Origin of the sequence: Proteus sp. PR00208 (assembly GCF_016238545.1) — a bacterium.
In the GTDB taxonomy this organism is placed as follows: domain Bacteria; phylum Pseudomonadota; class Gammaproteobacteria; order Enterobacterales; family Enterobacteriaceae; genus Proteus.
Map to the genome: position 1 here is coordinate 158,385 of NZ_JAEHQE010000002.1, position 24,750 is coordinate 183,134.

At 42.4% G+C, this 24,750-nt stretch carries 29 protein-coding genes and 1 pseudogene; 8 read left to right on the forward strand and 22 right to left on the reverse strand.

The features are described from left to right. Positions 1 to 3: 3 nt before the first annotated feature. On the reverse strand, positions 4 to 2,706 hold the full coding sequence (locus JEP36_RS03040; RefSeq protein ID WP_198629862.1) for a sugar transporter: 2,703 nt from the start codon (positions 2,704 to 2,706) through the stop codon (positions 4 to 6). Between the two features lie 5 nt (positions 2,707 to 2,711). After that, positions 2,712 to 3,203 (reverse strand): hypothetical protein, encoded by a 492-nt coding sequence (locus JEP36_RS03045; RefSeq protein WP_232797516.1) that lies wholly within the window; start codon positions 3,201 to 3,203, stop codon positions 2,712 to 2,714. A 438-nt stretch (positions 3,204 to 3,641) separates the two neighbouring features. Here JEP36_RS03045 and JEP36_RS03050 point away from each other — a divergent pair, with 438 nt between their 5' ends. The 3 genes from JEP36_RS03050 (at position 3,642) to JEP36_RS03060 (ending at position 5,414) form a co-directional block, all read left to right on the forward strand. Beyond that, the gene (locus tag JEP36_RS03050) at positions 3,642 to 4,190 is read left to right on the forward strand and encodes an NADPH-dependent FMN reductase (protein WP_198620791.1); all 549 of its coding nucleotides are present in this window, start codon (positions 3,642 to 3,644) and stop codon (positions 4,188 to 4,190) included. 501 nt (positions 4,191 to 4,691) lie between these two features. Then, entirely contained in the window at positions 4,692 to 4,901 is a 210-nt protein-coding gene (locus JEP36_RS03055; RefSeq protein WP_109371058.1) for a sigma-S stabilization anti-adapter protein IraP, read from the forward strand. Positions 4,902 to 5,210: 309 nt separating this feature from the next. Continuing rightward, positions 5,211 to 5,414 carry a hypothetical protein gene (locus JEP36_RS03060; protein ID WP_198620792.1) on the forward strand — a complete coding sequence of 68 codons (204 nt, stop codon included), beginning with the start codon at positions 5,211 to 5,213 and terminating at the stop codon, positions 5,412 to 5,414. A gap of 396 nt (positions 5,415 to 5,810) precedes the next feature. Here JEP36_RS03060 and JEP36_RS03065 read toward each other — a convergent pair whose 3' ends face one another. The 16 genes from JEP36_RS03065 to JEP36_RS03140 all read right to left on the reverse strand — a co-directional run bounded on the left by JEP36_RS03065 (position 5,811) and on the right by JEP36_RS03140 (position 16,317). Continuing rightward, entirely contained in the window at positions 5,811 to 7,361 is a 1,551-nt protein-coding gene (locus tag JEP36_RS03065; RefSeq protein WP_198629863.1) for a methyl-accepting chemotaxis protein, read from the reverse strand. 347 nt (positions 7,362 to 7,708) lie between these two features. Further along, the gene (locus JEP36_RS03070; RefSeq protein ID WP_232805402.1) at positions 7,709 to 8,110 is read right to left on the reverse strand and encodes a GNAT family N-acetyltransferase; all 402 of its coding nucleotides are present in this window, start codon (positions 8,108 to 8,110) and stop codon (positions 7,709 to 7,711) included. A gap of 204 nt (positions 8,111 to 8,314) precedes the next feature. Further along, positions 8,315 to 8,473 (reverse strand): hypothetical protein, encoded by a 159-nt coding sequence (locus tag JEP36_RS03075; protein ID WP_196554920.1) that lies wholly within the window; start codon positions 8,471 to 8,473, stop codon positions 8,315 to 8,317. 320 nt (positions 8,474 to 8,793) lie between these two features. Continuing rightward, positions 8,794 to 9,117, reverse strand: coding sequence for a TA system toxin CbtA family protein (locus JEP36_RS03080; RefSeq protein ID WP_000698542.1), 324 nt, complete (start codon positions 9,115 to 9,117; stop codon positions 8,794 to 8,796). Between the two features lie 20 nt (positions 9,118 to 9,137). Further along, on the reverse strand, positions 9,138 to 9,455 hold the full coding sequence (locus JEP36_RS03085; protein ID WP_000065326.1) for a type IV toxin-antitoxin system YeeU family antitoxin: 318 nt from the start codon (positions 9,453 to 9,455) through the stop codon (positions 9,138 to 9,140). A gap of 18 nt (positions 9,456 to 9,473) precedes the next feature. After that, positions 9,474 to 9,695 (reverse strand): DUF987 domain-containing protein, encoded by a 222-nt coding sequence (locus JEP36_RS03090; protein WP_000691995.1) that lies wholly within the window; start codon positions 9,693 to 9,695, stop codon positions 9,474 to 9,476. An 8-nt stretch (positions 9,696 to 9,703) separates the two neighbouring features. Beyond that, positions 9,704 to 10,180 carry a JAB domain-containing protein gene (locus JEP36_RS03095; protein ID WP_000811694.1) on the reverse strand — a complete coding sequence of 159 codons (477 nt, stop codon included), beginning with the start codon at positions 10,178 to 10,180 and terminating at the stop codon, positions 9,704 to 9,706. Between the two features lie 15 nt (positions 10,181 to 10,195). Next, positions 10,196 to 10,654: an antirestriction protein gene (locus tag JEP36_RS03100; protein ID WP_016538084.1), complete on the reverse strand. Its 459-nt coding sequence runs from the start codon at positions 10,652 to 10,654 to the stop codon at positions 10,196 to 10,198. A gap of 85 nt (positions 10,655 to 10,739) precedes the next feature. Further along, positions 10,740 to 10,976, reverse strand: coding sequence for a DUF905 domain-containing protein (locus JEP36_RS03105; protein WP_000004273.1), 237 nt, complete (start codon positions 10,974 to 10,976; stop codon positions 10,740 to 10,742). A gap of 77 nt (positions 10,977 to 11,053) precedes the next feature. Next, positions 11,054 to 11,464: a hypothetical protein gene (locus JEP36_RS03110; RefSeq protein WP_000912997.1), complete on the reverse strand. Its 411-nt coding sequence runs from the start codon at positions 11,462 to 11,464 to the stop codon at positions 11,054 to 11,056. Positions 11,465 to 11,530: 66 nt separating this feature from the next. Continuing rightward, complete coding sequence (locus JEP36_RS03115) at positions 11,531 to 11,968, reverse strand: hypothetical protein (RefSeq protein WP_024198335.1); 438 nt, start codon at positions 11,966 to 11,968, stop codon at positions 11,531 to 11,533. A 41-nt stretch (positions 11,969 to 12,009) separates the two neighbouring features. Next, positions 12,010 to 12,546, reverse strand: coding sequence for a DUF4339 domain-containing protein (locus tag JEP36_RS03120; RefSeq protein WP_000219797.1), 537 nt, complete (start codon positions 12,544 to 12,546; stop codon positions 12,010 to 12,012). 25 nt (positions 12,547 to 12,571) lie between these two features. Further along, positions 12,572 to 13,282: a hypothetical protein gene (locus tag JEP36_RS03125; RefSeq protein WP_024198336.1), complete on the reverse strand. Its 711-nt coding sequence runs from the start codon at positions 13,280 to 13,282 to the stop codon at positions 12,572 to 12,574. Positions 13,283 to 13,490: 208 nt separating this feature from the next. After that, a complete protein-coding gene (locus JEP36_RS03130) occupies positions 13,491 to 14,315 on the reverse strand; it encodes a DUF932 domain-containing protein (protein WP_000197385.1) in 825 nt (274 codons plus the stop codon). Between the two features lie 94 nt (positions 14,316 to 14,409). Further along, on the reverse strand, positions 14,410 to 15,273 hold the full coding sequence (locus JEP36_RS03135; RefSeq protein ID WP_001071225.1) for a GTPase family protein: 864 nt from the start codon (positions 15,271 to 15,273) through the stop codon (positions 14,410 to 14,412). Between the two features lie 150 nt (positions 15,274 to 15,423). Beyond that, positions 15,424 to 16,317, reverse strand: coding sequence for a LysR family transcriptional regulator (locus tag JEP36_RS03140; protein ID WP_004958616.1), 894 nt, complete (start codon positions 16,315 to 16,317; stop codon positions 15,424 to 15,426). Here JEP36_RS03140 and JEP36_RS03145 point away from each other — a divergent pair. After that, entirely contained in the window at positions 16,316 to 17,608 is a 1,293-nt protein-coding gene (locus JEP36_RS03145; RefSeq protein WP_004958618.1) for an alpha/beta fold hydrolase, read from the forward strand. The genes JEP36_RS03140 and JEP36_RS03145 overlap by 2 nt on opposite strands. Positions 17,609 to 17,950: 342 nt before the next feature. Here the strand turns inward: JEP36_RS03145 and JEP36_RS03150 are convergent, their stop codons facing one another. Both JEP36_RS03150 and JEP36_RS03155 read right to left on the reverse strand, forming a co-directional pair. Beyond that, entirely contained in the window at positions 17,951 to 19,603 is a 1,653-nt protein-coding gene (locus JEP36_RS03150) for a hypothetical protein (RefSeq protein ID WP_001575467.1), read from the reverse strand. After that, positions 19,603 to 20,688, reverse strand: a complete 1,086-nt coding sequence (locus JEP36_RS03155; RefSeq protein ID WP_000521770.1) for a DUF4297 domain-containing protein — start codon at positions 20,686 to 20,688, stop codon at positions 19,603 to 19,605. The genes JEP36_RS03150 and JEP36_RS03155 overlap by 1 nt, the downstream gene beginning before the upstream one ends. A gap of 218 nt (positions 20,689 to 20,906) precedes the next feature. Here JEP36_RS03155 and JEP36_RS03160 point away from each other — a divergent pair, with 218 nt between their 5' ends. Together JEP36_RS03160 and JEP36_RS03165 are read left to right on the forward strand one after the other, a co-directional pair. Beyond that, a complete protein-coding gene (locus tag JEP36_RS03160; RefSeq protein ID WP_000878752.1) occupies positions 20,907 to 21,089 on the forward strand; it encodes a hypothetical protein in 183 nt (60 codons plus the stop codon). Between the two features lie 91 nt (positions 21,090 to 21,180). Then, positions 21,181 to 21,783, forward strand: coding sequence for a site-specific integrase (locus JEP36_RS03165; RefSeq protein WP_016538085.1), 603 nt, complete (start codon positions 21,181 to 21,183; stop codon positions 21,781 to 21,783). A gap of 172 nt (positions 21,784 to 21,955) precedes the next feature. Here the strand turns inward: JEP36_RS03165 and JEP36_RS03170 are convergent, their stop codons facing one another. Both JEP36_RS03170 and JEP36_RS03175 read right to left on the reverse strand, forming a co-directional pair. Next, positions 21,956 to 22,879, reverse strand: coding sequence for a cation diffusion facilitator family transporter (locus JEP36_RS03170; protein ID WP_000167917.1), 924 nt, complete (start codon positions 22,877 to 22,879; stop codon positions 21,956 to 21,958). A 198-nt stretch (positions 22,880 to 23,077) separates the two neighbouring features. Further along, complete coding sequence (locus JEP36_RS03175; protein ID WP_001515348.1) at positions 23,078 to 23,650, reverse strand: cytochrome b/b6 domain-containing protein; 573 nt, start codon at positions 23,648 to 23,650, stop codon at positions 23,078 to 23,080. Positions 23,651 to 24,164: 514 nt separating this feature from the next. On the opposite strand from JEP36_RS03175, the gene JEP36_RS03180 reads away from it, so the two are divergent. Together JEP36_RS03180 and JEP36_RS03185 are read left to right on the forward strand one after the other, a co-directional pair. Continuing rightward, the gene (locus tag JEP36_RS03180) at positions 24,165 to 24,317 is read left to right on the forward strand and encodes a hypothetical protein (protein WP_156123960.1); all 153 of its coding nucleotides are present in this window, start codon (positions 24,165 to 24,167) and stop codon (positions 24,315 to 24,317) included. After that, positions 24,289 to 24,531: pseudogene (locus JEP36_RS03185) on the forward strand (cytochrome b/b6 domain-containing protein); the annotation flags it as partial. The gene JEP36_RS03180 and the pseudogene JEP36_RS03185, both read left to right, overlap by 29 nt. Between the last annotated feature and the right edge of the window lie 219 nt (positions 24,532 to 24,750).

Genomic DNA, 24,750 nt, shown 5'->3' on the forward strand with positions numbered 1-24,750 from the left:
ATTCTATTTAATATCTAAGATCTCAATTGTAACGATAGACATGGACTCTGGAGGCACTTGCCCTGGAACACCATTTTTCCCATAACCACCACCTGGTTTTATATAAATTTTAGCTTTACCATTGATACCTGCTTTGGCAATAAAGGTATTCAATGGTAGTGGTAATTGGCGATAAGGTAAAATAAGAGGCTTAGCTTTATCATAATTAAGCGTCACAGTGCCATCTGTTAGCTCTTCATGCATAGTAAATACAACTGTTTTGCCCGCAATTGATGTAACGGGTTTACCCTGTTTTAAAATTTTAAAATAGGTATTGTCGTCATATTGTACGTAATTCTGTTTTTGGATCTCAGATAAAATGGATTTATTACGCTGGGCATTATCTTTTCCAATAATCGAATAAGCATAAGCAAGTTGTCCTGCAATCATTTGCCCTTCGCCCGCCATTTTCTCAAGCTGCTCTTTTAGCGTTTTATTTTCTTTTAAAATATTACTAGTATCTGTATTAACTTTCGCTAATTCAGCATCTTTTGCTTTAATTTGCTCATTTAATTTAGCAATAGATTCTGTTTGCTGTTGCTTTAATGTACTAATTTGCTGTGTACTTTCTGTATTTTGTTTTTCTAATTGTACTTTCGCTTCAGCTAATTGAGCGCTCAATTTATCTGTCGTATTTTGCTTTTCAGAGAGTTGTTTTTCTAGCAATGCTAACGTTTTCTCACTTTCTGTTTTGCTCGTGGTGACTTGAGCTAATGCGATATTATTCTCTTTAAATTGTGTATCTAATGTTTGATATTTATTCGATAGCTCACTTTGCGCTTTCTCTAACTTAGCTATCAGATTATTTTTATCAGTAATTAAACTATCAACGGCTTTTTCACCCGCAGATAAGCTCTTTTTCAGATCAGCTAATTCAGTTATTTTATTATCTAACTGTAATTTTAATTCTGGAATTGCTTTTAGTTTTTCATCTGCCTGCTCTTTTTGTTGCTGGACAGCTAAAAGCGTTTTATTAAGTTGAGTTTGTTCCTGATTATTTTTTTCAACCTGTGATTGTAATTGTGCTATTTCTTTACGTTGTTCCTCAACAAGTTTGCTATTAGCATCTTGTTGCTTTTCTGCTTCTGCCACTTTTAATGCAAGTTCTTTAGATAAATCTTCACGTTCTGACGTGATCTTCAATAATGTGCTTTGTAATTTATCTATCTCTTTTTTCGCAGAGTCATCTTTTAGCAAAAGTTGAGCCTGTGCAAATTGAGTCTGCACATCTTCTTTCTCTTTCTTTATTGTTGCTAATTGATTTTGTACATCTGTGAGTTGTTTCGTTAATTTATCTTGCTCAGTCGTTATTGTTGATAACGAATTTTCTAATGTTGCTATCTCTTTATTTTTTGCTGCTTCTAAATTAGCTAATTCTTGTTCTTTTTGCTTATTGTTACTATTTAGCAATTGCTGAGATTCGACATACTGAGCTTGTATAGCTTCTTTTTCTTGTTCAATTTTAGCGAGTAGTGTCTGCTTTTCATTTAATTGGCTAATTAACTTCTCTTGCTCTAATTTTATGCTTTCAAGTGAACTTTGTAATTTATCAATCTCTTTTTTGGCGCTATCATCTTTTAACAGAGCCTGAGCCTGTTGATACTGAGATTCTAATTGCTCTTTGTCTTGCTCAAGCTGAGTATATTTCGCCTCTAAGCTTTTAAGTATCCCTGCTTGTTTTTCAAAATCTTGTTGCTGTTTTGCTAATTCTGTATTTTTTACTGTTGTAGCCTGTAATACGTTCTCTTTTTCGGCTAATTGCTTAACTAATAAGTCACGCTCTTTTTTTATTGTTTCCAAATCACTTTGTAGCTTGGAAACAGCTTGTTTTAACGTGTCATCAGTAAGTAAGTTATTCGCCGTAGCTAATTTTTCTTCTGTTTCAGCCAGCGTCAATTCGAGTTGTTTAATTTGGTTATTGGCATTTTGAAGTTTTTCCAAATGCTCTTTTGTTATAGCTGCCTGTTCAGTGTATTTTTGATACAACGTTTGGTATTTATTTCTCGTATCAGCTAAACGATTTAATAGCTCTTTATTAAAAAGAGGTTGTTTATGATCGAGTACAGAGCGATTGAACTGATATGCAAAGTGAAAAGGGATGGCCGTAACAGAATAAAATGTTCCTGGAATAATATCTAACAAGAAGTTGTCATTACGTTGAGGCCTTGTATAACTCTCTTTTGAATAAAGAGCTAACGGGTTATAAACCGTTGCATTATTTCGGTAGCTATAACGATTAAGATCCTCTGGTGTAAATTGTGGTTTAATCGGAACAAATGAAAGCAACGGCGTTAAATAACGAGTGTAATCACTCTTTAATTTTGAATAACTGGCGGGTAACACAGGGCAATTTTCTGCCAGCGTGATATCAGGAGTCTTAACAGGTTCGACTGCCTGATTATCTATTTTAGCTGGCGTAGAAGGTTTAACTCGTTGCTCTGGTTTTGTTTGTTGAGTCGCTGTTGTGGTGCGGTTTACTCCACGATTAGCCTGACCAGCTCTCGTTGACGATGAAATTGTAGCAGATGTTTTAGGCTCAATTTTAATTGGCTCTTGCGTTTCAAAATAACGGTCAAAATCTTCAATAACAGAATTAAACTCATTATTGGCAAACGATAGTGTTGGAAACAGCATAAAAGCGAGACAAACACTCTGCTTTAATTTCATAGTAATTATTCACCTAATTTTTTTAATGTCGAATTAACTGACATAATCGACAAATAGCGAACTTTTGCACATAAAACTTCTGTTTTTGATTCAATACTCATTTTCAATAAATCTAAGCTATCTTTACTTGCTGTACCTTGAACACTACGGTACATCGCATTGATTTCGCTAATTTCTTTAAATGAACTCATCATGGATTGATAGTCAGATGGAGAAAAAGTTTTCAAAGAATCAAGTTGTTTGATGCAAGCACTTTGTGGTGCTAGCCCCAATTTTCTTGCATCTACGCCACTATCAGCAGGCTCTGCTGCAGGTGCCATAGAAAGCGGTTGTGCAACAGCCACTGGTTGAGTAGTTGCTACAGGCTGTGTGGTTTGTGTTGGCGCTGGCGTTTCAATTGGACGAGTGTGATCAGTCCACGCACACCCAGATAGGGCGAGGACGCTGGTTGCCATAAATACAGCGAGGACATTCTTTTTATTTTGTAATAAGGACATCATTTTTCCTTAATTCCGATCAGACTTAAATAAGAGCATATGAGTTGTCGCATTTTAAGCCATTTTATTATAATTTTCTATTACCTACTGCATACTAAATAAATAGGCTAACACCCTTGGTTGCAATGAGTGTTCCTATCATTTCATTTATTTTTTCTTAAAACACTACTTACATCACACTAAATACATCAAATATTGAATATCGGATTTATTTAGTAAAAATGTTGTCATATAAACTGATCGTTTTTTATATTGATGGAATAATACCAGATAATAATAAAAATAATAATACTAATTTTATCATTTATTTACGTAATTTACGTGTAAAAAATACCCTTATATTTTGTTGCTGTTTTTTAATACCGAGATAAAATCAAAAAATGAATATCTAATATCGGTATTGATATTCATTTTATCCTTCCAAATAGGAGAACTAAGATGAGTCATTTTAAAATTGGTATCGTTGTCGGTAGTTTAAGAAAAGATTCGTTTAATAGACAAACAGCACATGCTTTAATTAAGTTATTTCCTCAAGAATTTACCTGTCAGTTTATCGATATTAGTGCTCTTCCTCTCTATAACCAAGATGATGACAGTCATACCCCTTCTTCTGTTATCGATTTCAAACAACAAATAAAAGCGTGCCAAGGCATCATCTTTGTCACACCAGAATATAACCGCTCAATACCTGGTGTACTTAAAAATGCGATTGACCAAGCTTCTCGCCCTTATGGAACGAATGCTTGGAATGAAATTCCAGCCGGTATTATTGGTGTTTCAATTGGTAATATTAGTACGGCAATAGCTCAACAGCATTTACGTAATTCATTAGCCTTCTTAAATATGCCGACGCTAAATCAACCTGAATGTTATCTAAAATGGTATGACGGAATGGTTGAGAATGGGCAGTTTTCAGAGAAAACAGCAACTTTTATGCAAAACTGGGTTGATGCCTACGTGGCTTTTGTGAAGCAAAATAATCAATAATCAAATAGACTAAAAAGAGCTTTATGTGAAAAACATAAGCTCTTTTTTTGAACATCAAAGTTAATTTAATTTATTTGGTTATAATATCTCTACTGACAAATAAAAGTTTTAACATTTTATAGATAAAAAGTGATAATAATCTTGCTCACTTCAACATTTAATAACAAAAGACAAAAATAGATTATCTTTAAGAGATATACTTTATTATTACAATTAAAAACTGTTTGTTATATAACCAAAAATAAAGTGATTTAAATAGAATCGGGCTTGAGATCAAATTTAATCATTTATCTTATTCGTTCTAAAGTCAGAAAATATCAATAGACTTCAATCTACTACCACATATAAAACTTAAAATTTGATAATTATTTTTAATAATTTATATTAGGTAAGAACGTTAGCCATAATGTGCGATACATATCTAAATAATATGCTTCTATAATTGTGATAAACAAAAAAATTATCTATATTATTCATCCATTAAATACTGGCAGGTAAGTCATGGATAAAAATTTAAAAGAAATTGAATGTGAAATCGCTGCTCTAAAAATTGTTATCAAATCTTTACTTTCCACGCTAAATGATAAACAACGAAGAGATATGTTGGGCAATATATCTATAGTGCTTGAGGATACATCTAACAAATACCCTCAGCTTAATGAAGTTATTAACTTAACTGAGCAATATGTGAAAAAGCTTATTCAAACCTAATGAAAACGATATTTTCTATTGCTATTAAATTTATCCCCTAATTCTTATAGGGTACTAATAGTATCCTATTGATTATTTTGTATAGGATATACTGTGATTTTTCTTTCATTCACACAACGCTAAGTTAAATTTACTGAGTGTCTATTTCCTACATCTCAAATATCCTCACAGTTACTGTTCTAACGAAAAATGCGATAAAGTTGTATATTCTTTTATCAATTTAATTTTTTCTTGGATTTAAATAAACAATTAATTAATATAAAAATAATTTATCACACAGCAATAAATTGTCGTTCTTTTGAGGATCTTATGGAAAAAAAAGTTGTCAATATAGAGTATGAAATTGCAGCAGTAAAAGTAGTTCTAAAAGCCTTGTTATTGACTTTGACAGATAAACAAAAAGAAATAGTGATCCACGATATAAATAAGACCATCAATGATGCTTATATCGATCATCCTCAATACCAAAATATTATAAGCAAGACCGAACAGTATATAAAAAAAATACTCTAAACATTAAAGCTACATTCTTCATCGCCCTCTCTATTATTATTTATATTAGAGAGGATTTATATCTATATCTTTAAAAATCAAATCGATTTAAACTTTAACATAATCACTGATTGATTATGAAAGTTGAAATAAAAAGTACTTTTTAATTGATTGAGTATAAACGAAATAATATTATTATTTATGGCTCACTTAATTTGAATAATGATTTTCTGTTCCTTATGAAAAAAATTATAAACCATTACTGTTTCAATACTCGATCAATGATTAAGTTAAACTTATTTCTAATTTTAAATAAAAGCACGAATAATAAGAATTTAAACTTTAGATTTATTATGTTTATGCGTCTAAAGAGTAAAAACTTACCACCTTAGACACACTTTATGAATATTCTCTATATCAACGATGAGCAAGATTGAATTTTTGTACCGATAACTGTAATTCTTCGGTTTGTCTTTCTAATGAAATAGCTGCCGCTGAAACTTGTTCAACTAAAGAAGCATTCTGTTGTGTTACACCATCCATTTGAGTAATAGCTACACTCACTTGACCAATACCTTTACTTTGCTCTTCAGATGCAATAGTGATTTCTTTCATTATTGACGTTACCTGCTTAACTCCCATCAAAATGTCTTCCATCGTGTTTTCCATATCACTCACTAATTTTGCACCTTTTTTTACACGCGCAGTGGAATCAGCAATAAGGACTTCAATCTCTTTAGCTGCTTTGGCACTATCTCCTGCTAAATTACGCACTTCATTAGCGACAACCATAAATCCTCGACCATGAGCCCCTGCTCTTGCCGCTTCCACTGACGCATTTAAGGCGAGTATATTTGTTTGAAACGCAATGTTGTTAATGACATTGATGATATCTGCAATCTGACTTGAACTATTAGATATCCCGTCCATTGTTGTCACAACAGATTCAGCTAATTCATTGCCTTTTTCAACAGTCACTGATGCAACTTCAGCCAACTCTCTCGCTTGATAAGCGTGTTCCATATTCTGGTTAACGGCAGCTGTTATCTCTTCCATACTTGCTGCTGTTTGCTCTAATGCTGTTGCTTGCTCTTCTGTACGAGAAGCTAAATCGTTATTCCCTTTGGCTATTTCAGATGCGCCACGATAAATACTATCACTTCCCATTCGGATCGTACTTACTGCTTCATGCAAACTATTTTGCATATCATTTAATAACGGTATTAATCGCCCAGCACAGTTATTACCAAAAGGTTCTAGTGACTGACTCAGATCACCTTCTGTAATTTTCACAAAATGTTGGCGAATATTTTCGAGTGGTTTTTGTAACATAGCGACTAAATAACGATCAGTGAGGAGCAGAATAATTCCCCCTAAAATGACACTAATAATAATAACAATTTGTGTCACCTCAATAAGGTTATCCACTTCTTCAATCGTACTATCAATTTTTATATTTGCGGCATTATTAAAGTTTTCACTCACATTACCTAATTCGCGACTCAACGCAGGTGTTACATTTTTTGCATGATGTACATATTGCTCGATAGTGCCATTGAGCGCTAATTCCATCTGCTTTTTTACGCCTTGTTCAAAAAGTGCTTGCCATACGTCCATTAGTTCTTTTGATACTTTTTCATCCATCGGCCCTGGAGAAACAGATTTCATATACGTGATCTGTTTTTCCATATTTTCCATCGCCAATTGTACTTGTGTAAAATCGACGTCTTTGCCTTCTGCTTTTTCCTCAACGAGACGATTTAATCGAGAAGTGAATCGAAAATACTGATCATTTCCCTGACTGAGTGCAGCCATTTGTTTTATTATTTGATTATCAGATTGATTACCTTTGGATATTTGCTCTAGCGCCCATGCGCTATAAAGACTGACACCGCCAAATAGCACACATAAAGTCCCCAGTATGACTAACATCATCAGACGAATAGTAATGTTACGAAGTTTCCGCATCGAATTTCTCAACTAACAAGATAAAGTAAGCCCAATAGGGCGTAATGTACTTTTATCGACACTTTTTCAATTTATTTTAATTTTTTACTAAAGTTTTTTATAAATTGGTTTTTTATTTTCTATACATAAAAAGAGTTAGATGAAGGAAGCAAAAATGTTACTTATCTATCATTTTTTATAATTTGACATGAGAATAACAAATTCATTTAAAATCAACAAACTATAAAATCAGTGACTTGAAAAACAAATAAGAAGTATTAAAGAGATAAAAGGATAATTGAAGGGGAAAATAAGGTTTGGAATATTCTTAAATTAGCTAAAAGTAGAGCAAGGATAGAATGACGCAATTAACTTTCAATCAACGTAAACAAATCAATAAACATAATTGGGTGATCTGTACTCTTATTTTCTTCAGTATCAAGCAATTCCATTCCCTTTTTAGAATAAAATTCCATAGCACTTTTTTTAGCATCTGTTATCAAAAACCTACATCCAACCATAGGACGAATATCATCCAGTGACATTAACAATGCATATTCAAAAAGCATTGAACCAATTCCTGAAGTCCGATTATTAGAATCAACAGCTAAACGTGCGATTTTAACAGCTGGTAAAAATTCATATGAACTAGCACGAACACAATCACCTAAATCATATTCTTTAAGGTTAACCTGACTACAAGTTAATGTAATGTAGCCTAGTATTTTAAAAGGAAAAGTGTCGATAGGCTTATTTTTGTCTTCTCGCATATTGTCATCAGCTACAATATATGTTTGAGCGATACAACCATCTTGGAATAATAAGGCATCTTTTTGAATGAAAGATTTTAGCGGTTGATATTCTTTTGAACCACCACTAAAATTTTTATGTTTATGATATTGATTTAAAGGAAGGATGATTAGGTTAGGTTATAATAATTCCATTTTAGTTCAACAACCTACCCTAAATTTAAACTATGCATTTTTTACTGTTTTTTGGCGATTCTGACGTGCATTTTCTAAAGAACGTTTAGCATTAGCATTAGGCTTAGAGTTCTTTATTTGCTTAAGCATTTGTTCTGCATCTTTTCCCGTCAGGATGGTGCGACCGAACGTACTACTTGTAATAGCCATTTTAACCTCCTGCGTTAAGATTAGTATATTAGATATGTAAAATATCAACTTAATGTTGTATACAGATTACGCAATCAAATTTATGGAGCCAAGAAAATTCACGATGAAAAATTGGAGCGGGCGAAGGGGTTAGAACAACCCCGCCAATAACTTGAAAAATATAGAATTTTCAAGTTATATCTTAACTTATACCCCCAAAGATACCCCCAAAGCACAGAGGCTTTGAATTCAAGTAATTACCTTTGTCGATAAATCAGCAGGAAGCGAGATGATAGCAAATGGCAGGCATACTCGAAAGCAGCGACACCAGTAGCATCAGACTAATTACGATTTAATAAACCCAGATCGCGGCGGGCCCTCATGATATCAATATTCGTGAGATATGGCGTTTGTTCTTGCCAGCTAAACCCTCTGCGATCGATACGAACCAGTTCGTACTTTTCCACTAGAAAGTTAATGGCATTAGCGAGAGTGATACCGGCATCGAAATGTTCCTTTATAACGGTTTCATCACTGAACGGCGTATCGTTCAGGGTCAGACCATAGTGTTTTTCCAGTAGCCGTGTAAGAAGCAATTGCCAGACTGCAACGGGTGGCAGGCAGGGCTTCGCCGCCCGCGAAATTGTAGCCGGTAGAATTTTCATATTTGTTCTCGTGAAATTTGTTAGCGCTGAGTGGAATAAACAGCGACGTATACATAGCCACAACTGCCAAGGGTATCGGCTTCGCAGGTAAAACCGTTGTGGTACAGGGTGACGCAGTGGGCGTGGCGAGGATTCATTTCACCCGTGCTCAGCATGGATTCCATCCGGCTGATAAAATGCGGAAATGCCACATCCAGCTTAAGACATTCGGCATCACTGAACTTACCTGTGATACAGGCCCGGTCAGCCAGGTAGTGCAGCTGGTTGCCCTCCTGCACCAGACGTGTTCCCAGGCGCGGCGTGATATCGCGCTGCAGGCCCCAAATGATGTTGCTCATTACAGTTCTCCACAATTGTCAGTTCAGGGTGATGCTCATCAGGCAGGCATAAGGCCCGTTGCGGTCCTGGCGGCGTTCGGCGTACACAGCCAGGACTCCTGTGATATCCGGAACATCCCTGCCGGTGTAATGACAGACGCTACCGTGCCACTGATATTTTCCGGTGCAGTAGCGAAAGATTCGGGACTCAGGATGCTGGCGGTATATCGTCATTGCCCGGCGTTTACTGATAATTTTCATGTAATACCTCACAACAGACCGTGTTCTGCGAACGAATAGATTTGCCTGCCACCAACAATCAGATGGTCAGGAATACGGATATCCACCAGTTGAAGTACCTGAGTCAGTCGCTGCGTGAGGGCTTTGTCAGCCTGGCTGGGTGTCGTCTCGCCGGAAGGATGGTTATGCACCAGTATCACCGCCGCCGCATTGAAGTGCAGTGCACGTTTGACCACTTCCCGGGGATGGACCTCGGTGCGGTTAATCGTGCCACTAAAGAGCGTCTCATGGGCGATAAGCTGGTTCTGATTATCCAGATACAGCACCCGGAACTCTTCCCGCTCAAGTGCGGCCATATGCAGTCGCAACCACTCCCGAACGGCGTGAGTAGAGGTGAAGGCTACCCCTGGCTCATGCAGGTGCCGCTCCAGAGCCCTGAGCGCCCGCTGAATGAGACGCCGGTCCTGTGGCGTCATCTCGCCGGGTAAAAAGGAGAGCTGTTTCATCCTTTGTTCCTCCGTTCAGTCGATGATACGCAGAATGGCGTGAGCTTCAGGATGCTGCAGGGCATAGTCCCGCAAGCGATAATAGTGTGCGGTCATTGCGTCACACTCTGTGCGACAGGCGTGATGGCTGTATTCAATCATGCAGACCGCGATACCTGCGGCTTCCACGCTCATTTCCGCGCCATTGCCGTTCATGCTATTAAACAGATGCCATTTATCGCCACCGTCAGCATCAGGGGCCATAAACGCGCCGCCATTACTGAGCGTGTAAAAGGACCAGATACCACCGCTGTACTCATCACAAAAGCGCTCCATCCAGGCGAAAATACGCGGTTCCAGCGTTATCCACTGCGGGATAGTGCCAAAGTACAGCGGCCAGAAATCGAGACGCTGTTCGTCAGGTACTGGTGTTGCTGTAAGGGCAAATTGAGGTTCATTAGCGGGTACCAATTCGCATTGAGTTTGTGTCGTCATGGATTTTCTCCGTCAATAAAAACGCCAGCGACGATGGCTGGCGTATGGGAAATAAAGGACAGACAGGGATGATGAATGGGTGTGGTCAGGAGGAGGATGCTCTGAGCATGCCTGAGTTGCGGATATAACGGTTAAGCCCTTCACCGGCATCCGGTTCAAAGCACCACGCCCGCCAGATCATTCGACCTTCAGAGTCACGAACCACCAGGCGGAAGTGTGTGCCCTGGTCGTCTTCAATGCTGATGTTGCGATACCTGCGGGTAACCGCTTCGGCCTGCTGTCGGGTAAAAGGTCCCGGTGGCAGCATGTGAGATTCAGACATTCGATGTACCTTAAAAGCAAAAGCCCCTGACGCAGACGCGTCAGGGGCTTTGGGAATATGCGGGTGTGGGGAGATTGTCAGTAACCGGTTTGTACCTTATACAGCCGCAGGGTTTTGCTGCCCCGAACAATCTTCACATACAGGGCATTATCTTCCGCGCTGCGTACAAAACCGGCCTTCACATCGCCCTTACAGTCACCACCATCGTAAGGAACATTGATGCCGGTCTGGCGCACCAGGTCGATAATCCCGAAGCTTAAATCTTCACAGGCTGGGCCCGGCAGGTCCTGAATCAGGGCAAATTTATGGTCGTCGCTGACACCGGTCAGTGAGCACATGGACGTATTGATGTCGTTTCCCTGGCACCAGTACTCCTGGCCGGGATTGTCTTTATCCATCAGACTTGCCGGAAGCTGAGCGGCACCGGCACTGAAGGCGGCAAGTGACAGAATGAGGGCAGGTACAGCAGAGGTCATTATTTTCAGCATGGTCTTCTTCCTGAATTAATCCAGCCCGCTGTCGGGCAAAATGAGAGAGGTTGATATCGGGTGTTATCAGAAGCGCCGGTAGCGAAACAGCTCTTTGCCCTGGTAAAGTGCCACCAGGTCGTCATATTCCGGCTTCTTCTGGTTGGGTTTAAAGGTCACTACCGTGCCCGGACGGCACAGGTCTTTTACGGTGAGTCCGTATTTCTTGTCCGGAGTAATGGTGAATCCTTTCGACACATCGTTGCGCATGATAGTTATCCAGCCCCACAGGCCGCCTTCGCAGTCTTTAAAGGGTGCGGAACGCACCGTGACCATCCCGCCCAGGCGGTCAACAGACATGGCTTCGCATTTTCCGGTAACCTGACGATGCGCATCGCACCAGAAAATGTTCCCGTTGTTGTCATTAACTACAGCAGGGAGGGTCCGGTTATAAGGCTGAGCCTGAGCGCCCACACAGAGCAGAAGGCTGCCGGTAATACCCAGTACTTTAATCAGTGTTTTCATTACGTTGGTCCTAAACAGAGAAAGAATCAGGTAGCGGTCATTCAGGCCCAGACAGTCAGGGCCAGCATCAAAAGCCATACCCAGAAGTAAGCCGGTTTCTGACCGAGAGTTTTCGCCCGCCGCCACAGATAGAACGGCACCAGCCAGGCCAGTTTGCCGAACGTGGTGGTGTCCACTCCGGCCTTACGCAGGCGTCGTTCATCGAGATACCCCAGAGCAATATTGAGCAGCAGCGTGATAAACCAGTACTGCCCACCCGAGACGGCATCATATGCCTCGTCAAATGACATCCCGCTCAATCCTGCAGTCCACAACTCCAGCGCGTAGCCAATGAAGGGAGCAAATGCCAGCGTCCACACAACGCCACCCGGAATGCGGTTCCCCGGCAGCGCTGGTGGTGTGGTGCTCCGGAGCAGCGTCGAAGCCAGCGGAGTAGCGGAGACCGGCTGCCACTCTGCCATTCCCTGTCGCCACACCAGAGTGGATGCAGTCAGTTCACCGCGCATAATCAGGCTGGTGATGTCGTCTTCGGTCACATTGTCGTGGCGTATGCCATTTTTCTCGTAATGCCAGGTCATTGTTTTTCCTTCTTAACAGAGGTAATTAAATCAGTGTGTTGCCCGGCTCCTCCTCTGAGGGCCCAGGAGACAGGACTTCACGGATACAGCTGAAGTGCGGAAGGGCCCGGATAAAGCCCGCCTGTGTGGTTAACTGGCTGAGACGTTTTAGCGGGGTGAAAGTTGTATTGAGGACTGTCACCGCATGGATGGTCGCCAGTGGATGCACGGTGATATGCCCGTTAAGTTCACCGGTGAGGTACCAGCAGCCGTCGAGTGATATCAGGCGGTACGGGGCCAGTCCGTCACAGCGCTCTCCCTCAGCCAGCAGCAGTACCCGTTGGCAGGCGGTAATAGCACTGACGAGACGGTAGAACACCAGTGAGGTGGCCGGTGATATAGTCTGTGGCGGTTGCCACACCAGACAGGGCATCCCTCCTGCTGTGAGCAGCATGCCCGCCAGACGCCGGTCCAGCCCCGGAAAGATATCGGCCAGTCCGGACCGGTGAGCAAAGGTCAGCGCATCCAGCTCACCCTGTACGCCCCCACTGGTGCTGCGCAGGCGGCATTGCCCTCGTCGATACTCCAGGTCCAGATACATCAGCCGTTCGCGAAAATCCCGTCGCAGGGTACGGACTGACACACTAAACTCTGCAGCCAGCCGGGCCATGTTCAGCGTCTCACCGGCAACCAGGCGGCTGATTATCAGTGACAGCCTGACAGCCAGTCGGTCGTGACGGCGCTCTGCCTGTGTTATCTCAAATCTCCGTAATAATTAACTGACTGAATATGAAATGATTCTAAAGAGGGGGGCGGACAGGGTATGGACATGGAATGAACTATTTTTTATCTGCCACCGGAGGCAAGCCCAACGCGGCGCACCGTGAAATACGGTGATAAAACACTCAATCCAATGGAGGTAAAACGGACAGGGAGTGTCCTTTCCCAACATGCTGATAACAAGCTCAGGACTGAAACCCACTCAGCATCGCTTCCGCCATCACCCAGAGAGCCCGGTTGAGCTTCACATCGCCGTCGATACCACGCACGGCGCGGGTATGTGTTCGCCCACCTTTTGCACTCCGGCCACTGAGCCCGCCCTTAATCAGGTTCTCCTGAATACGCTGGTATGTGGTCCACAGGTCATTGCTCTCATCCTGCCAGCGGCGTGGGGAGAGTATCTGAGGTGCTGTCACCGGCTGGTGGTCCTCACCAAAACGGTACGTCAGTGCAGCCTGTGCCAGAGCCTGTTGTGCAGGTGGCGGCAGCATCAGCGACTGCATGGCATCCCGCTTCTCTTCCACACGGTCAAAAATACCCAGCACTTCATACGCCCCCTCAATCACCTGACTCACGACATCTCCTTTGTGCGGTACCCGCACCTCGCCGAACGATTCACCGCAGACAAGCCCGTTCTGGCATACCGCACGGAATAATCCCGGTAACATCTGATACGAGCTGGTGCCGTCATGAGAATTGAGCAGAATGATTTCTGGGACTTGCTTGCCAGTAATTTGTCCCTCCCGGCGCAGACGTAACATATGCTTTGTATGCTCGCGACGCCCTGGGTCACGCACCCGGGTCTGGCAGGCAAAGAAAGGCTGAAAGCCTTCACACTGCAGATTTTCAAGAACGGTAATGGTTGGTATCCAGGTATACCGTGCGCTACGAGACGCATGCTTCTCCTCGCTGAAGACACTGGGCACTACACGAAACAGCTCTTCCTGGGTTAACGGACGGTCACGACGAATAAGGTTTGCTGCGCCAAAGCGCGAAGCCAGACGGGTCATAAGCAGACTCCTCATGATGGAAAATTAAATACAAAAAGCCCCGCCGCAAAATCGCGGCAGGGCTCAGGAAACTACGGGTTAGAAGGGTTAATGTTCAGAAGAAGAAATTCCAGACTGCACGGGCGACTGATACCACGATGTCGCGCACAGACTGGATGACTGACCGAACCTGGGCCGGTATCAGGGGCATGGAACTTACTGTATCCAGTACCGAGCCGACCGTTTCACCAAAATCGTCACGGGCTTTTTTATTAACGGCATCGGTACGAAGTGGCGCACTGAGTTGTACTGCCACCTGACTACTGGCCTCCCGTGGCAAGCAACGAATCATCCGCTCAGCCATCATCCGCAGCCCCCACTGCAAACGTATCGACACCGCACAGACAGGGTTTACAGGTTGGAACAACTCATGCAGCAGACAGATTTTGAGGCTGATATTTCGTTTCTGCTCTGTAGACAGCTTTTCACCACCGCAGGTGGGTTCAACCTTGTCAGACTGGCTGATAACAAACAACACCTTATGCCGGTATGCTTCACCAATCACCTGCCGGTAAAAATGTTCATCTACGGCCAGCGCCCGATCATCACCCTTAATCAACCACAGAACCAGATCCAGCTGGGGGAGCTGTTTACGGTACAGCGTGGCATACTCTGTATCCCGGCGCTCAGACTCCCCGACGCCGGGTAAATCCACCAGCGTCATAAAGCGCTTCCCCACTTGCAGGCGAAAGCGTAAGGGTTCGCGTGTGCAGGCGGTCACATCGCTGACCGGTGAAATCTCACCGGTAAACAGGGCATTACATAAGCTGCTCTTGCCCGAGCCAGTTTTACCCATGATGCCAATCACCGGCTCATAGTCAGTAAGCTGATTTATCTGCTGCAGAATACGCTCTGATGCCCAGTGCGGCAGGTTAGAAAGCGAATGCTGCAGTGACTGTAAACCTTCAAATTGATTCATTACTGCTCCTCTGAAATGAAAACAAAAAAGGCAAGACCGTGAGGTTCTGCCTTTAATGAGGTATGTTCAGGGGAATGATATATATCTGAATATTTTTAGAATGCTGATAGGCCGTTCTGTGCCAGAAGCGGATGTTACTTCTTGCATATTTCAATTTTCTTCTCCCCACAGCGGTGTATCTCCTAACGCTTTAGCAATAAAATCAACAAAGCTGCGAACCTTGAAAGGAATACGGATCGCGCTGGGATAAACAGCCTGAATAGTAAGTTCAGTCGTCCGGTATGCTGGCAGCAGCTTTATCAGCTTGCCCTGCTTAATATGCTCGCCAAAAACAAAGTTGGGCCCGTAAGCAATGCCTGTTCCGGCCAGTACGGATTCAAGAAGCAACTGAATGTTATTGGCAGTCATACGGCATGGGCCTTCAATACTGTGCGGCCTGCCTTGTGCATCATAAATCGTCCAGTCTCCCGCTGAAACCGCCTGGCTGAACGCCAGTCGAGGCGCACGGGAAAGATCATCCGGCGTCTCTGGTGTGCCATGTTTTTTCAAATACTCCGGTGAAGCGCACAAAACCATCCTGCAAGGTGCCAGCCGCCGCGTAACCAGTGTCGGATCCTCAAAACGCCCAACTCGGATGGCAACATCGATTCGATTTTCGAGCAGATCGGCGTATTTATCCTCCAGTACAACGTCCAGACTGACCTCCGGAAATTGCTCCAGGTAGCGTGATACGATCCTACCAAGATGCATTGCACCGAAGGCGACCGGTGCTGCAACGCGAAGCAACCCCTTCGGTGTTTTCTGAACATCACTGGCTTCCCGGTTCGCATCCTCAAGAACCTCAAGAATAACTTTGCAACGTTCATAATACCGCTCACCGGCATCCGTCAGGCTAAGACGGCGTGTTGAACGCTGAAGAAGTCGTACATTTAGATCAGATTCTATAGCGCTGACATGCTTTCCTGCCATTGCAGCCGAAAGCTTAAAACGTCTCGCGGCGGCGGCGAAACTGCCTTCATCCACTGCCGCGATAAAAATCTGCATGCTGGTGAACCTGTCCATAACTTACCACCATTCGATAATCAGAGTATCGGCTGTCGACACAATTACGCTGATTATCATCACTCATGACAGCAATTACCATTACCTTAATGACATGAAGAGGCATGAGACGATGAAAATTAAGGTGAATGGAACGGGTATCCACATTGAGCAACAGGGCAGCGGTGAAATTGCACTGGTATTTTTGCATTATTATGGCGGTTCATCCCGTACATGGGAGAGCGTGATAAGTCAGTTACCTGACCACTACCGCACAGTTGCAATCGACCACCGGGGCTGGGGGGGCTCAGACGCACCTAAATCAGGATACCGAATTGGTGACCTTGCTCGGGATGCCGAAGGGGTTATTTCAGCGCTTGAGCTTAAACGCTACATTCTTATTGGCCATTCGATGGGGGGAAAAGTTGCCCAACTGATGGCGTCGCGTCGGCCTGCAGGTCTTGAAGGCCTGATGCTTATCGCTCCCTCTCCACCTTCACCTATGCGTCTCACGCCTGAGCAGCGCGATACGTTATCCAGCGCATATAACAGCCGCGAATCTGTCGGCTTTGTGATTGATAATGTCCTGACAGCGGGGGCACTAAGTTCTGCTCTGCGTGAACAGGTAATCGAGGACAGTTTGAGGGCCTCATCCGAGGCCAAAGAAGGCTGGCCTAATACGGCTATCGGCGAAGACATTACCCAGGAAGTGGCCTCAATTAATGTCCCTGTGACGGTCATTTCAGGGGAGTTGGATCGTGTAGACCTTCCGGCTACTCTGCAAAGAGAATTGCTGCCCCTTATTTCACATGCATCAATGTATATTATTCCAGACGTCGGACATCTCTTGCCTCTGGAGGCCCCTACAGAGGTCGCCAGCCACCTGTTAAAATTTACAGCCGCCATTGAAGGGGGGACAGCAGTCTACCATTCGCCTGTCGAAACGATAGCCGCGTTTGATGATGCTTTCAATGCAGGCAGGGTTGATGACCTGCTGGCTCTGTTCAGTAACCGTGCCACTATGAAAATGACTGATGGTGTGGTCATCGAAAGCGATCCTGAAAAGCTTCGGGACACTTTTTTGTCACTGACATCATCCCAGCCAGTTATCAGAAACCATATCCGCTCGATCCTCTCCGCCGGTGAAATTGCTCTGCTTATTATTGACTGGACTTTGACCATAACCACCAAGGATAGAACACTGCACGAAGAGTCCGGTACAGCAACGCAGGTGTTGTTGCGAAGCGTTGACGGAGGTTGGCGGCTGCTGATTTCAAATCCATCAGGAACGTAGTGAGTTCAGTAAGAATAGCTTGCGCTAGCAATATCGCGTGGCTGCAGAGAGGTAAGTGACATCCGCCACCACCCGCATGCCGTTTTAAGGCATGCGGTAATAACGATGAGCGCAAGATTGCTGTTATGTCTTGCTGCTTTCGGAGCGCCTGCTTTTCGCTCACAGCGGACCTTCAAACCAGCCATCTCGTCCTCTCTGTGCCGAAAGCTGAAGTAGCTAATAGCACTTATTGTTGATCAATGAAGAGCTGGTCAATTGAATAGGCTAATTTAATTGATAGCTAGCGTAACTATGAGGAGACACACTCATAGTGATGAGCGTGTTCCCATATAAATGATCAGATTATGATAACGCAGCTCGTTCATAAAGAGGCATAATCTCTTGATAAACCTGATTGTAAAGCTCTGATTTTAGCAGACTGTATTTTTCAGTCATAATAAGTGTTTTAAACTGATTCGTTTCTCTTTCAAATGAAACTGAGCCGATAATTAGCTGGCTATTAGTTGATAAACCATTAATACATAAATCGAATAACTTTTTTGTTGTGCGCGGATCTGGATCTTGTTGTTTAGGCGAGTCAATTACTACTGGAAGCATAGGACTTGTCGATTTATCTTCTATTGTTTTTAGAAGAGCATAGTGATAAGCCAATATTGACCTTGGAGCACGGCTGCCTGTTTCGCTCTTAGAAATCGGACCATATTGAAGAATAGTTCCAACTTTAGGATCTTTGATACCTAACTCAGTTTGCGCAAACTTCAGTGACTCTTTAAACTTATCATTGATTTCTTTTGCTCGCTTTTTATCTTCGAACTTTGCTATTTCTTTTGAAAGCTGAGTTCTAGCAACATCCAATTCGCCTATTTTTAGCAGTAATTCGTTAATTTGCTCATCGAAAGTTACCTCAACCTGCTTACTTGCTTGAGACTTAATAACGTCTTGAAGAGTCAGTTGCTCTTTGACTTCCAGAAGCATGTTTTTGAGTTCTGAGCTTAAGCTTATAGCCTGTTTCAAATCTTCTTTAATTTTAGAGAGTTGATCATCATATACAGATTTTTCCTCATACAACTTTGGTATGATTTGCAATAGCTTTTCTTTATTCTCAAGTACTACATATCTCGCTTCTAAGCCTGCCGATGGTAGCAAAGAATCTATATCATTTTCATCGAGCTGTCTTTTTGATTCCTCTATTTCTGTTACTAATTCATCTCGTAGAGATAATATTTTTATGAGCTTAATTCTGTATTCTGTTTCTTCTTGATGTAAGTCTTGGCACTTACGAAGGAAACGTTCCAGCAGCTCTTCATAATATTTTACATCCACATCGAAAAGTACTCTTCCAAATGACTCTTCGAATCGCTTTTTAGCTCTCTTTAGAGCTTTTAACGTCGTTCGGATTTCAACAAGATCGATATCAATTAAATTAATCTTTCCTTGTAAAGTATAGTACTCCTTTGGTTTTACACCAGTATGAAAATTCAAGATATTTTTTTGCCAGTCCTCATACATAGCCAAACTGCTAAATGAATCTAAAACCTTCCCCCAACCGTTATCTTGATCAATATAGTAAGGGAGATAAAGACTTGCTGGTTGTGCTTGTCCCTGAACCAAATTAGTTTTAGTCACAAGCTCCAAATTGAAATCAAAGACATCACGCACAGCTAATGCAATCTCTGCACGAGAGCTAGAGGTCACTAAGTGATGCTCTTGTCCTGCTGTTATATCGAAAATGGAAATACGTTTTTCGTGGCGAAGAAACGCATAGTCACGATTATTAACACAAATAACAACTTTTGAAACAAAGTTATCTTCTTTCCACTTTTTATCCAGTCGAACATCAGCACCTAATGTATGATATAAGCTCTTAATAAAGCTAGACTTACCTGTGTCGTTCTCACCTGTAATGATATTAATATCAGGTGAGAACTTGAAGGAGAATCCTTTCTTATCGCGAAGGGATAATATATGAGCACTTTTAAAGTATATGCTTTTCATTATTCACCTCCCTCTAAGAGCTTCTGGATTATTGAGTAAATAACTATGCATTCTTTCTTCCCTGACTTTAAAGTCAATGCATAATCTGGACAAAGTGCATCAATTTTGTACATGGTTTCAGTTAGATATAATTTCAAATCCGAGTGAGCACTCGCCTCATCGTAAAGGCTAATTGCATATTCTAGATATACAGTCGAAGGATTTTTTTTGTTTTGGTTAAGGTCGATGCAAACTTGTGAGAACATGGCTTGCAGGATAATGAGCTGAAGCGATGTTTTGCCAAGATCATTGAATAGGGGACTAGCTTTGTCCCAATCAGGCTTTAAACTATTACTTGCATTCAAGGAATCAAGCACACCATTCAATGCTTCTGATGAGAAACCCTTTCGTGAGATAAGTTCAGGAAAATTAATAATATCTGCGGATTTTACCTTGGATTTTTCTCGACACGCCTGTTCAAGCAAAGAAGCTAATGCATTAACACTCAGGCTAATGCTATCGCCAAACTTCTTGCTAAGGAAATCGCATAGTTTACCTTTTAGATGTGTAATGTGGTCATCTAGGCTTAATGAGGATTGAACGAAACGCATAACAGAAAGATCGATACTGGAGTCATCAAGCTTTACTTGATCTTTGATTGCTTTCTTAAAGCTCGTCTGATACTCCACTTTGACTTCATTTGCACCAAAACAAGACTTACCACCGTTTTCCTCACATAGATTGAAAGAAGCATTAGTAACAAAAAGGAGCTTGGGTGAATATTCGGCGAAATTCTTTTGATGAATAAATAACTTACCGATGATAGATATGGGGTTCTTCTTGGTGCTATTACTAAGAGTGGATGCAGTCCAGTGTTTCTCTCTTGTTTTTACTTGAGCAAATGTGAGTTGTGTTGGAGAAACTTCGTCATCAAGAATAAGAACATCATCATGATATTCGAAGATAAACACATAGTTCTTTTCATCTAGTTCATATTCCAGCATTTGAGATAAAGCCCAGCAAGTTTGATAGTCAAACCCACGTTGAGCAATCTCACCGCCTCTTTCAGACTGCGGAATACTAACTAATGTTTCAGCTAACCCCATATACTCCCTTATGTTTAGTTCAATGGACTCGCGTAACAACATCATTAATCCGATTGAATACAAATAGTAGCATTAGCACGAACTATTGGGTAACACATTCTGAAAGTTAAAAATATGTGAGTTGCAACATCGAAACAGGGAAGCTAAGTAAGCGACTTTGTCTCTAGCGAAGTCATAGCTCTATTCGTTCAGAGGAGGACCAAGAGTCTTTGAAGTACGTGCTGGCGGCGCTCGCCAAGCGTTTTGGAGGCGATGAACATGGTGAAGACTATGAGAAGGTGCGATCGGTTGCCTTCACACGTTTCTACGGCGAGGACGACGAAGATGGTCTTGTTAGTCTGCAGCGTTTCGCAGTTGGGTTAGTCCAGAGCTTGATGGCTGAGATTGTGACCTGCTCCTAGATGATTAATACGCCACTATGCTGGTAATGTCAGCAGATCGCTCATAAGGGACAACCATACTCAAATCTCCCACATTGCAGGAGATTTGAGTATGAACACGTCACCGTGGAACAAAGACCGTATCATAGGCCAAAAAAGGCCACTTCAGATATCTCATATCTGGGGTATCCGAATCCGACTTGAACTGGAAGGTAAAACGCGCGATTTAGCTCTGTTCAATATGGCACTGGACAGTAAGCTTCGAGGCTGTGATCTGGTCAAACTCAAAGTATCTGATGTTGCATATGGTAGCTCTGTTTCGAGCAGAGCAACGGTATTGCAACAGAAAACCGGTAGCCCTGTGCAATTTGAGATAACCAAAGGGACAAGAGAAGCTGTTGCTGCATTGATAAAGCTTGGCAATTTGCACAGTAAAGACTTCTTGTTTCGGTCTCGGATCGGAACTAACCAGCATATTTCAACCCGGCAATACAACCGAATCTTTCATGGGTGGGTAGCAAAGCTTGGTCTCGAAGAGACGCTTTACAGCACACATTCCATGAGAAGAACAAAACCTTACCTGATCTACAAGAAAACCAAGAATCTCCGGGTGATCCAACTTCTGTTGGGTCATAAGAAACTGGAAAGCACAGTCCGTTATCTGGGCATTGAAGTCGATGATGCGTTAGAGATTTCTGAATCGATTGAAGTCTAAGGTTATCAGGGCTGCAACAGCAGCCCTGTGCCAGAAGCGGACTTTTTAAAAATATTGCGTGCCCAACAATTGGGCGCAGGTCACATCAAGTACCCTCAGAATTATAGAGAATACCTGAAATTTTTGTAGAGCGAGGTTTGTTACCCTGCCCGACCAGCGACATGTGGTTAGTTTAGTGATCAGAAATGTCGAGCGTTTGGTCGTTCATTGACGCGGGATCTTCCAACGGTTCCACATGAGTGGTGATATGGATAAAAGGCAGTGCGGTGCGGATATCATTCTCTATACGCTCGGCCCAGTCGTGCCCATATTGAACAGTCCATCGCCCAGGAACTAGGATGTGCATTGTCATAAACGCCCGCCCGCCAGCCTGGCGTGTACGTAGTGCATGGAAATCAAGCCCCTGTTCACGATATCCTGCCAGCAGTGACTCGATTTTTTTGAGTTCTTCCGTGGGTAGCGATACGTCCATCAGACCTGCAGCTGAACGACTCATAAGCTGATAACCAGTCCAAACGATGTTGGCTGCGACCAGCAATGCAACGATCGGATCGACCCAAAACCAGCCGGTCAGATAAACCAGTCCGACACCAAAAATGACACCGACCGACGTCCAGACATCGGTCAGCAGGTGATGAGCATCTGCCTCAAGAGTGATAGAGTTGTGCTGCCTGCCAGCCCTTAACAAAATGCGAGCCGTCACAAAATTAAGGATTGATGCGACTGTTGAAACCAGTAATCCGAGACCAATCTCCTCAAGCGGCTGTGGAGTTAACATCCGCTCAACTGCGGTATAGGCGATACTGGCTGCCGCCAATAGGATCAGAAATCCTTCGAAAGCACTCGAGAAATATTCGGCTTTGCCGTGCCCATATGCATGGTTCTCATCGGCCGGAAGCGCAGCCAAGGTCAGCATCCAGAGCGCCATTAGGGCTCCTGCGAGGTTAACTACGGATTCGATGGCATCAGATAGCAGACCGACCGAACCGGTCATTTTCCACGCCACACCTTTGAGTCCGATAGTGGCAATAGCCGTGGCAATGGAAAGCCAAGCGTAGTGCGTCAGCGGACGAGGTAACCCTTTTGTTTTAGTCATTATTAACTTCCTAAAATAGGACGACTAACTCACATTCTATCCATGATAGATAATTAAACAATCATTTCGCCATGAATATTTTTTCGTTTTTATTAAATTTAATTAAAAAGTCTCTGCAAGTGCTGTTTCATCTTCTAGTAAACTAAATTTTATTTTTAGGGTTTTCTTCAACTTGAAGTAATATTATCTCACAACAGATTAGTCACTTAGGTTAACTGAGCGGCTTTTATATTTTTCAATTAAAATATGCAAAACTCCCATTGCACCATGTGCATAAAAATAGACCTCAATGAAAGTAGTAAAGAACTTATGCCAGTGGATTACTGTTTCAGCCAGATTTGACTGCATGGTATTCAACAAGAACCATAGGCCACCTGAAAGTGCTACAATTAGCAATGCTAGAACTCCAAATCCTTGGATTGTACTGGCAATACCTCCCGAATGTGCATCGGGCAGTCGGAAACTAGTCAACGTTTTTATATCTTGCTTAATACCACTAAAGTCAAGCCCTACCCATGAAAAATAATAAGTAAAACCTCTTTGAGTAAGCATCCAACTTAACATAATAAAACCACAAATAATCAGTCCTAACCCTGAAATAATGTGCATCCAGGTTATAACTCCTTCAAGACTATGTTCACCAATTGCTTCGGTCTCTGTCAGATTAGAGTTAATAATTTGTGATAATATTAGAAATGCCACAATGATGTGAAGAATACGAAAAAAAGGAGCGTAATCATGGGGTAATAGATTCCAGAGTCGCAATTTCATTAATGAGTCCTTAGTAAATTTATCGATGATCTTAATCATACAAAAGAATTATTAGGATAACCTTAATTCTTAAAATTGCAGCAGGCATTAGTTCACCTCTGATATGGCCACTTGCGAAATGGGAATGGTAACTGTTATTACTATGTGTTTACTTGCTGTTCTTGTTACGCAGCCCCTTAAACACATTACTTTCAAATATGATTTCCTGCTGGGTTTAAATATGTGTCTTTCTATAGTGCGGCAACCTATTTTTACACCAACTCATGAATTAAATAAGAATCATAAATTAAATGAGAGGTTTAATTCTCTTGCTTAACGCGATGATATTAAATGGAAATTTTAATTTTTGTAATTTATTAAACAGTTAGAATGAGACATGGTAAATACGATCTTCCTTTAGATAATTCTGATAGCACTTTTTCTACTGGGCAGTCTGCAATGTCCGCTTCTCGCTCACAACGGACCTTCAGCTCAGTTAGTTCTAACCGCTTCGTGCTGTGAGTTCAACGGGTCTATGCAACCTGAATACGGGGCACTTGATGGTTATATCGCCCGGCAGGATGACGATATCGACTGGCCGCTGAAGCGCGATAATCCGACAGAAGATCATGGCTATGCAGCATTCATTTCGGAGAAAATTACTGGAGGTCGCTCTGATGGCTATTAACGGTAAGAGCTGGATTTTTCTGGGGCTCACTATTTCTCCTTTTGCTACGCCCGACCCTTTGGTGAAGTCAGTACTGAAAAATATTCACGAAACACTGGGTAATGCCGGATATTTCTTCATTGCTTTCCATGCGGCAGCGGCGTTGCTTCATCACTATGTCCAGAAGGACAACACACTATGTAGAATGCTTCCTGATCACAACAAGCCGATTTAATTTGTGTTTCTGCCGGGGGAGCGTCTTCCCGGCAGCAATATTGCTGCCCTCAACGCTTCGTTATATCCCCTGTAGCCCTGGTTCATGTCAGACAGAATGCCTGCAGCTCAGTACTGTATATTCTTTATCACATTGCTGACTTTCACCTGCACAAGGTAATTCAACCTAGATGAGTCTGAGGTTGCCACGGGATAGATGAAAACGCATGGCATGGCAGGA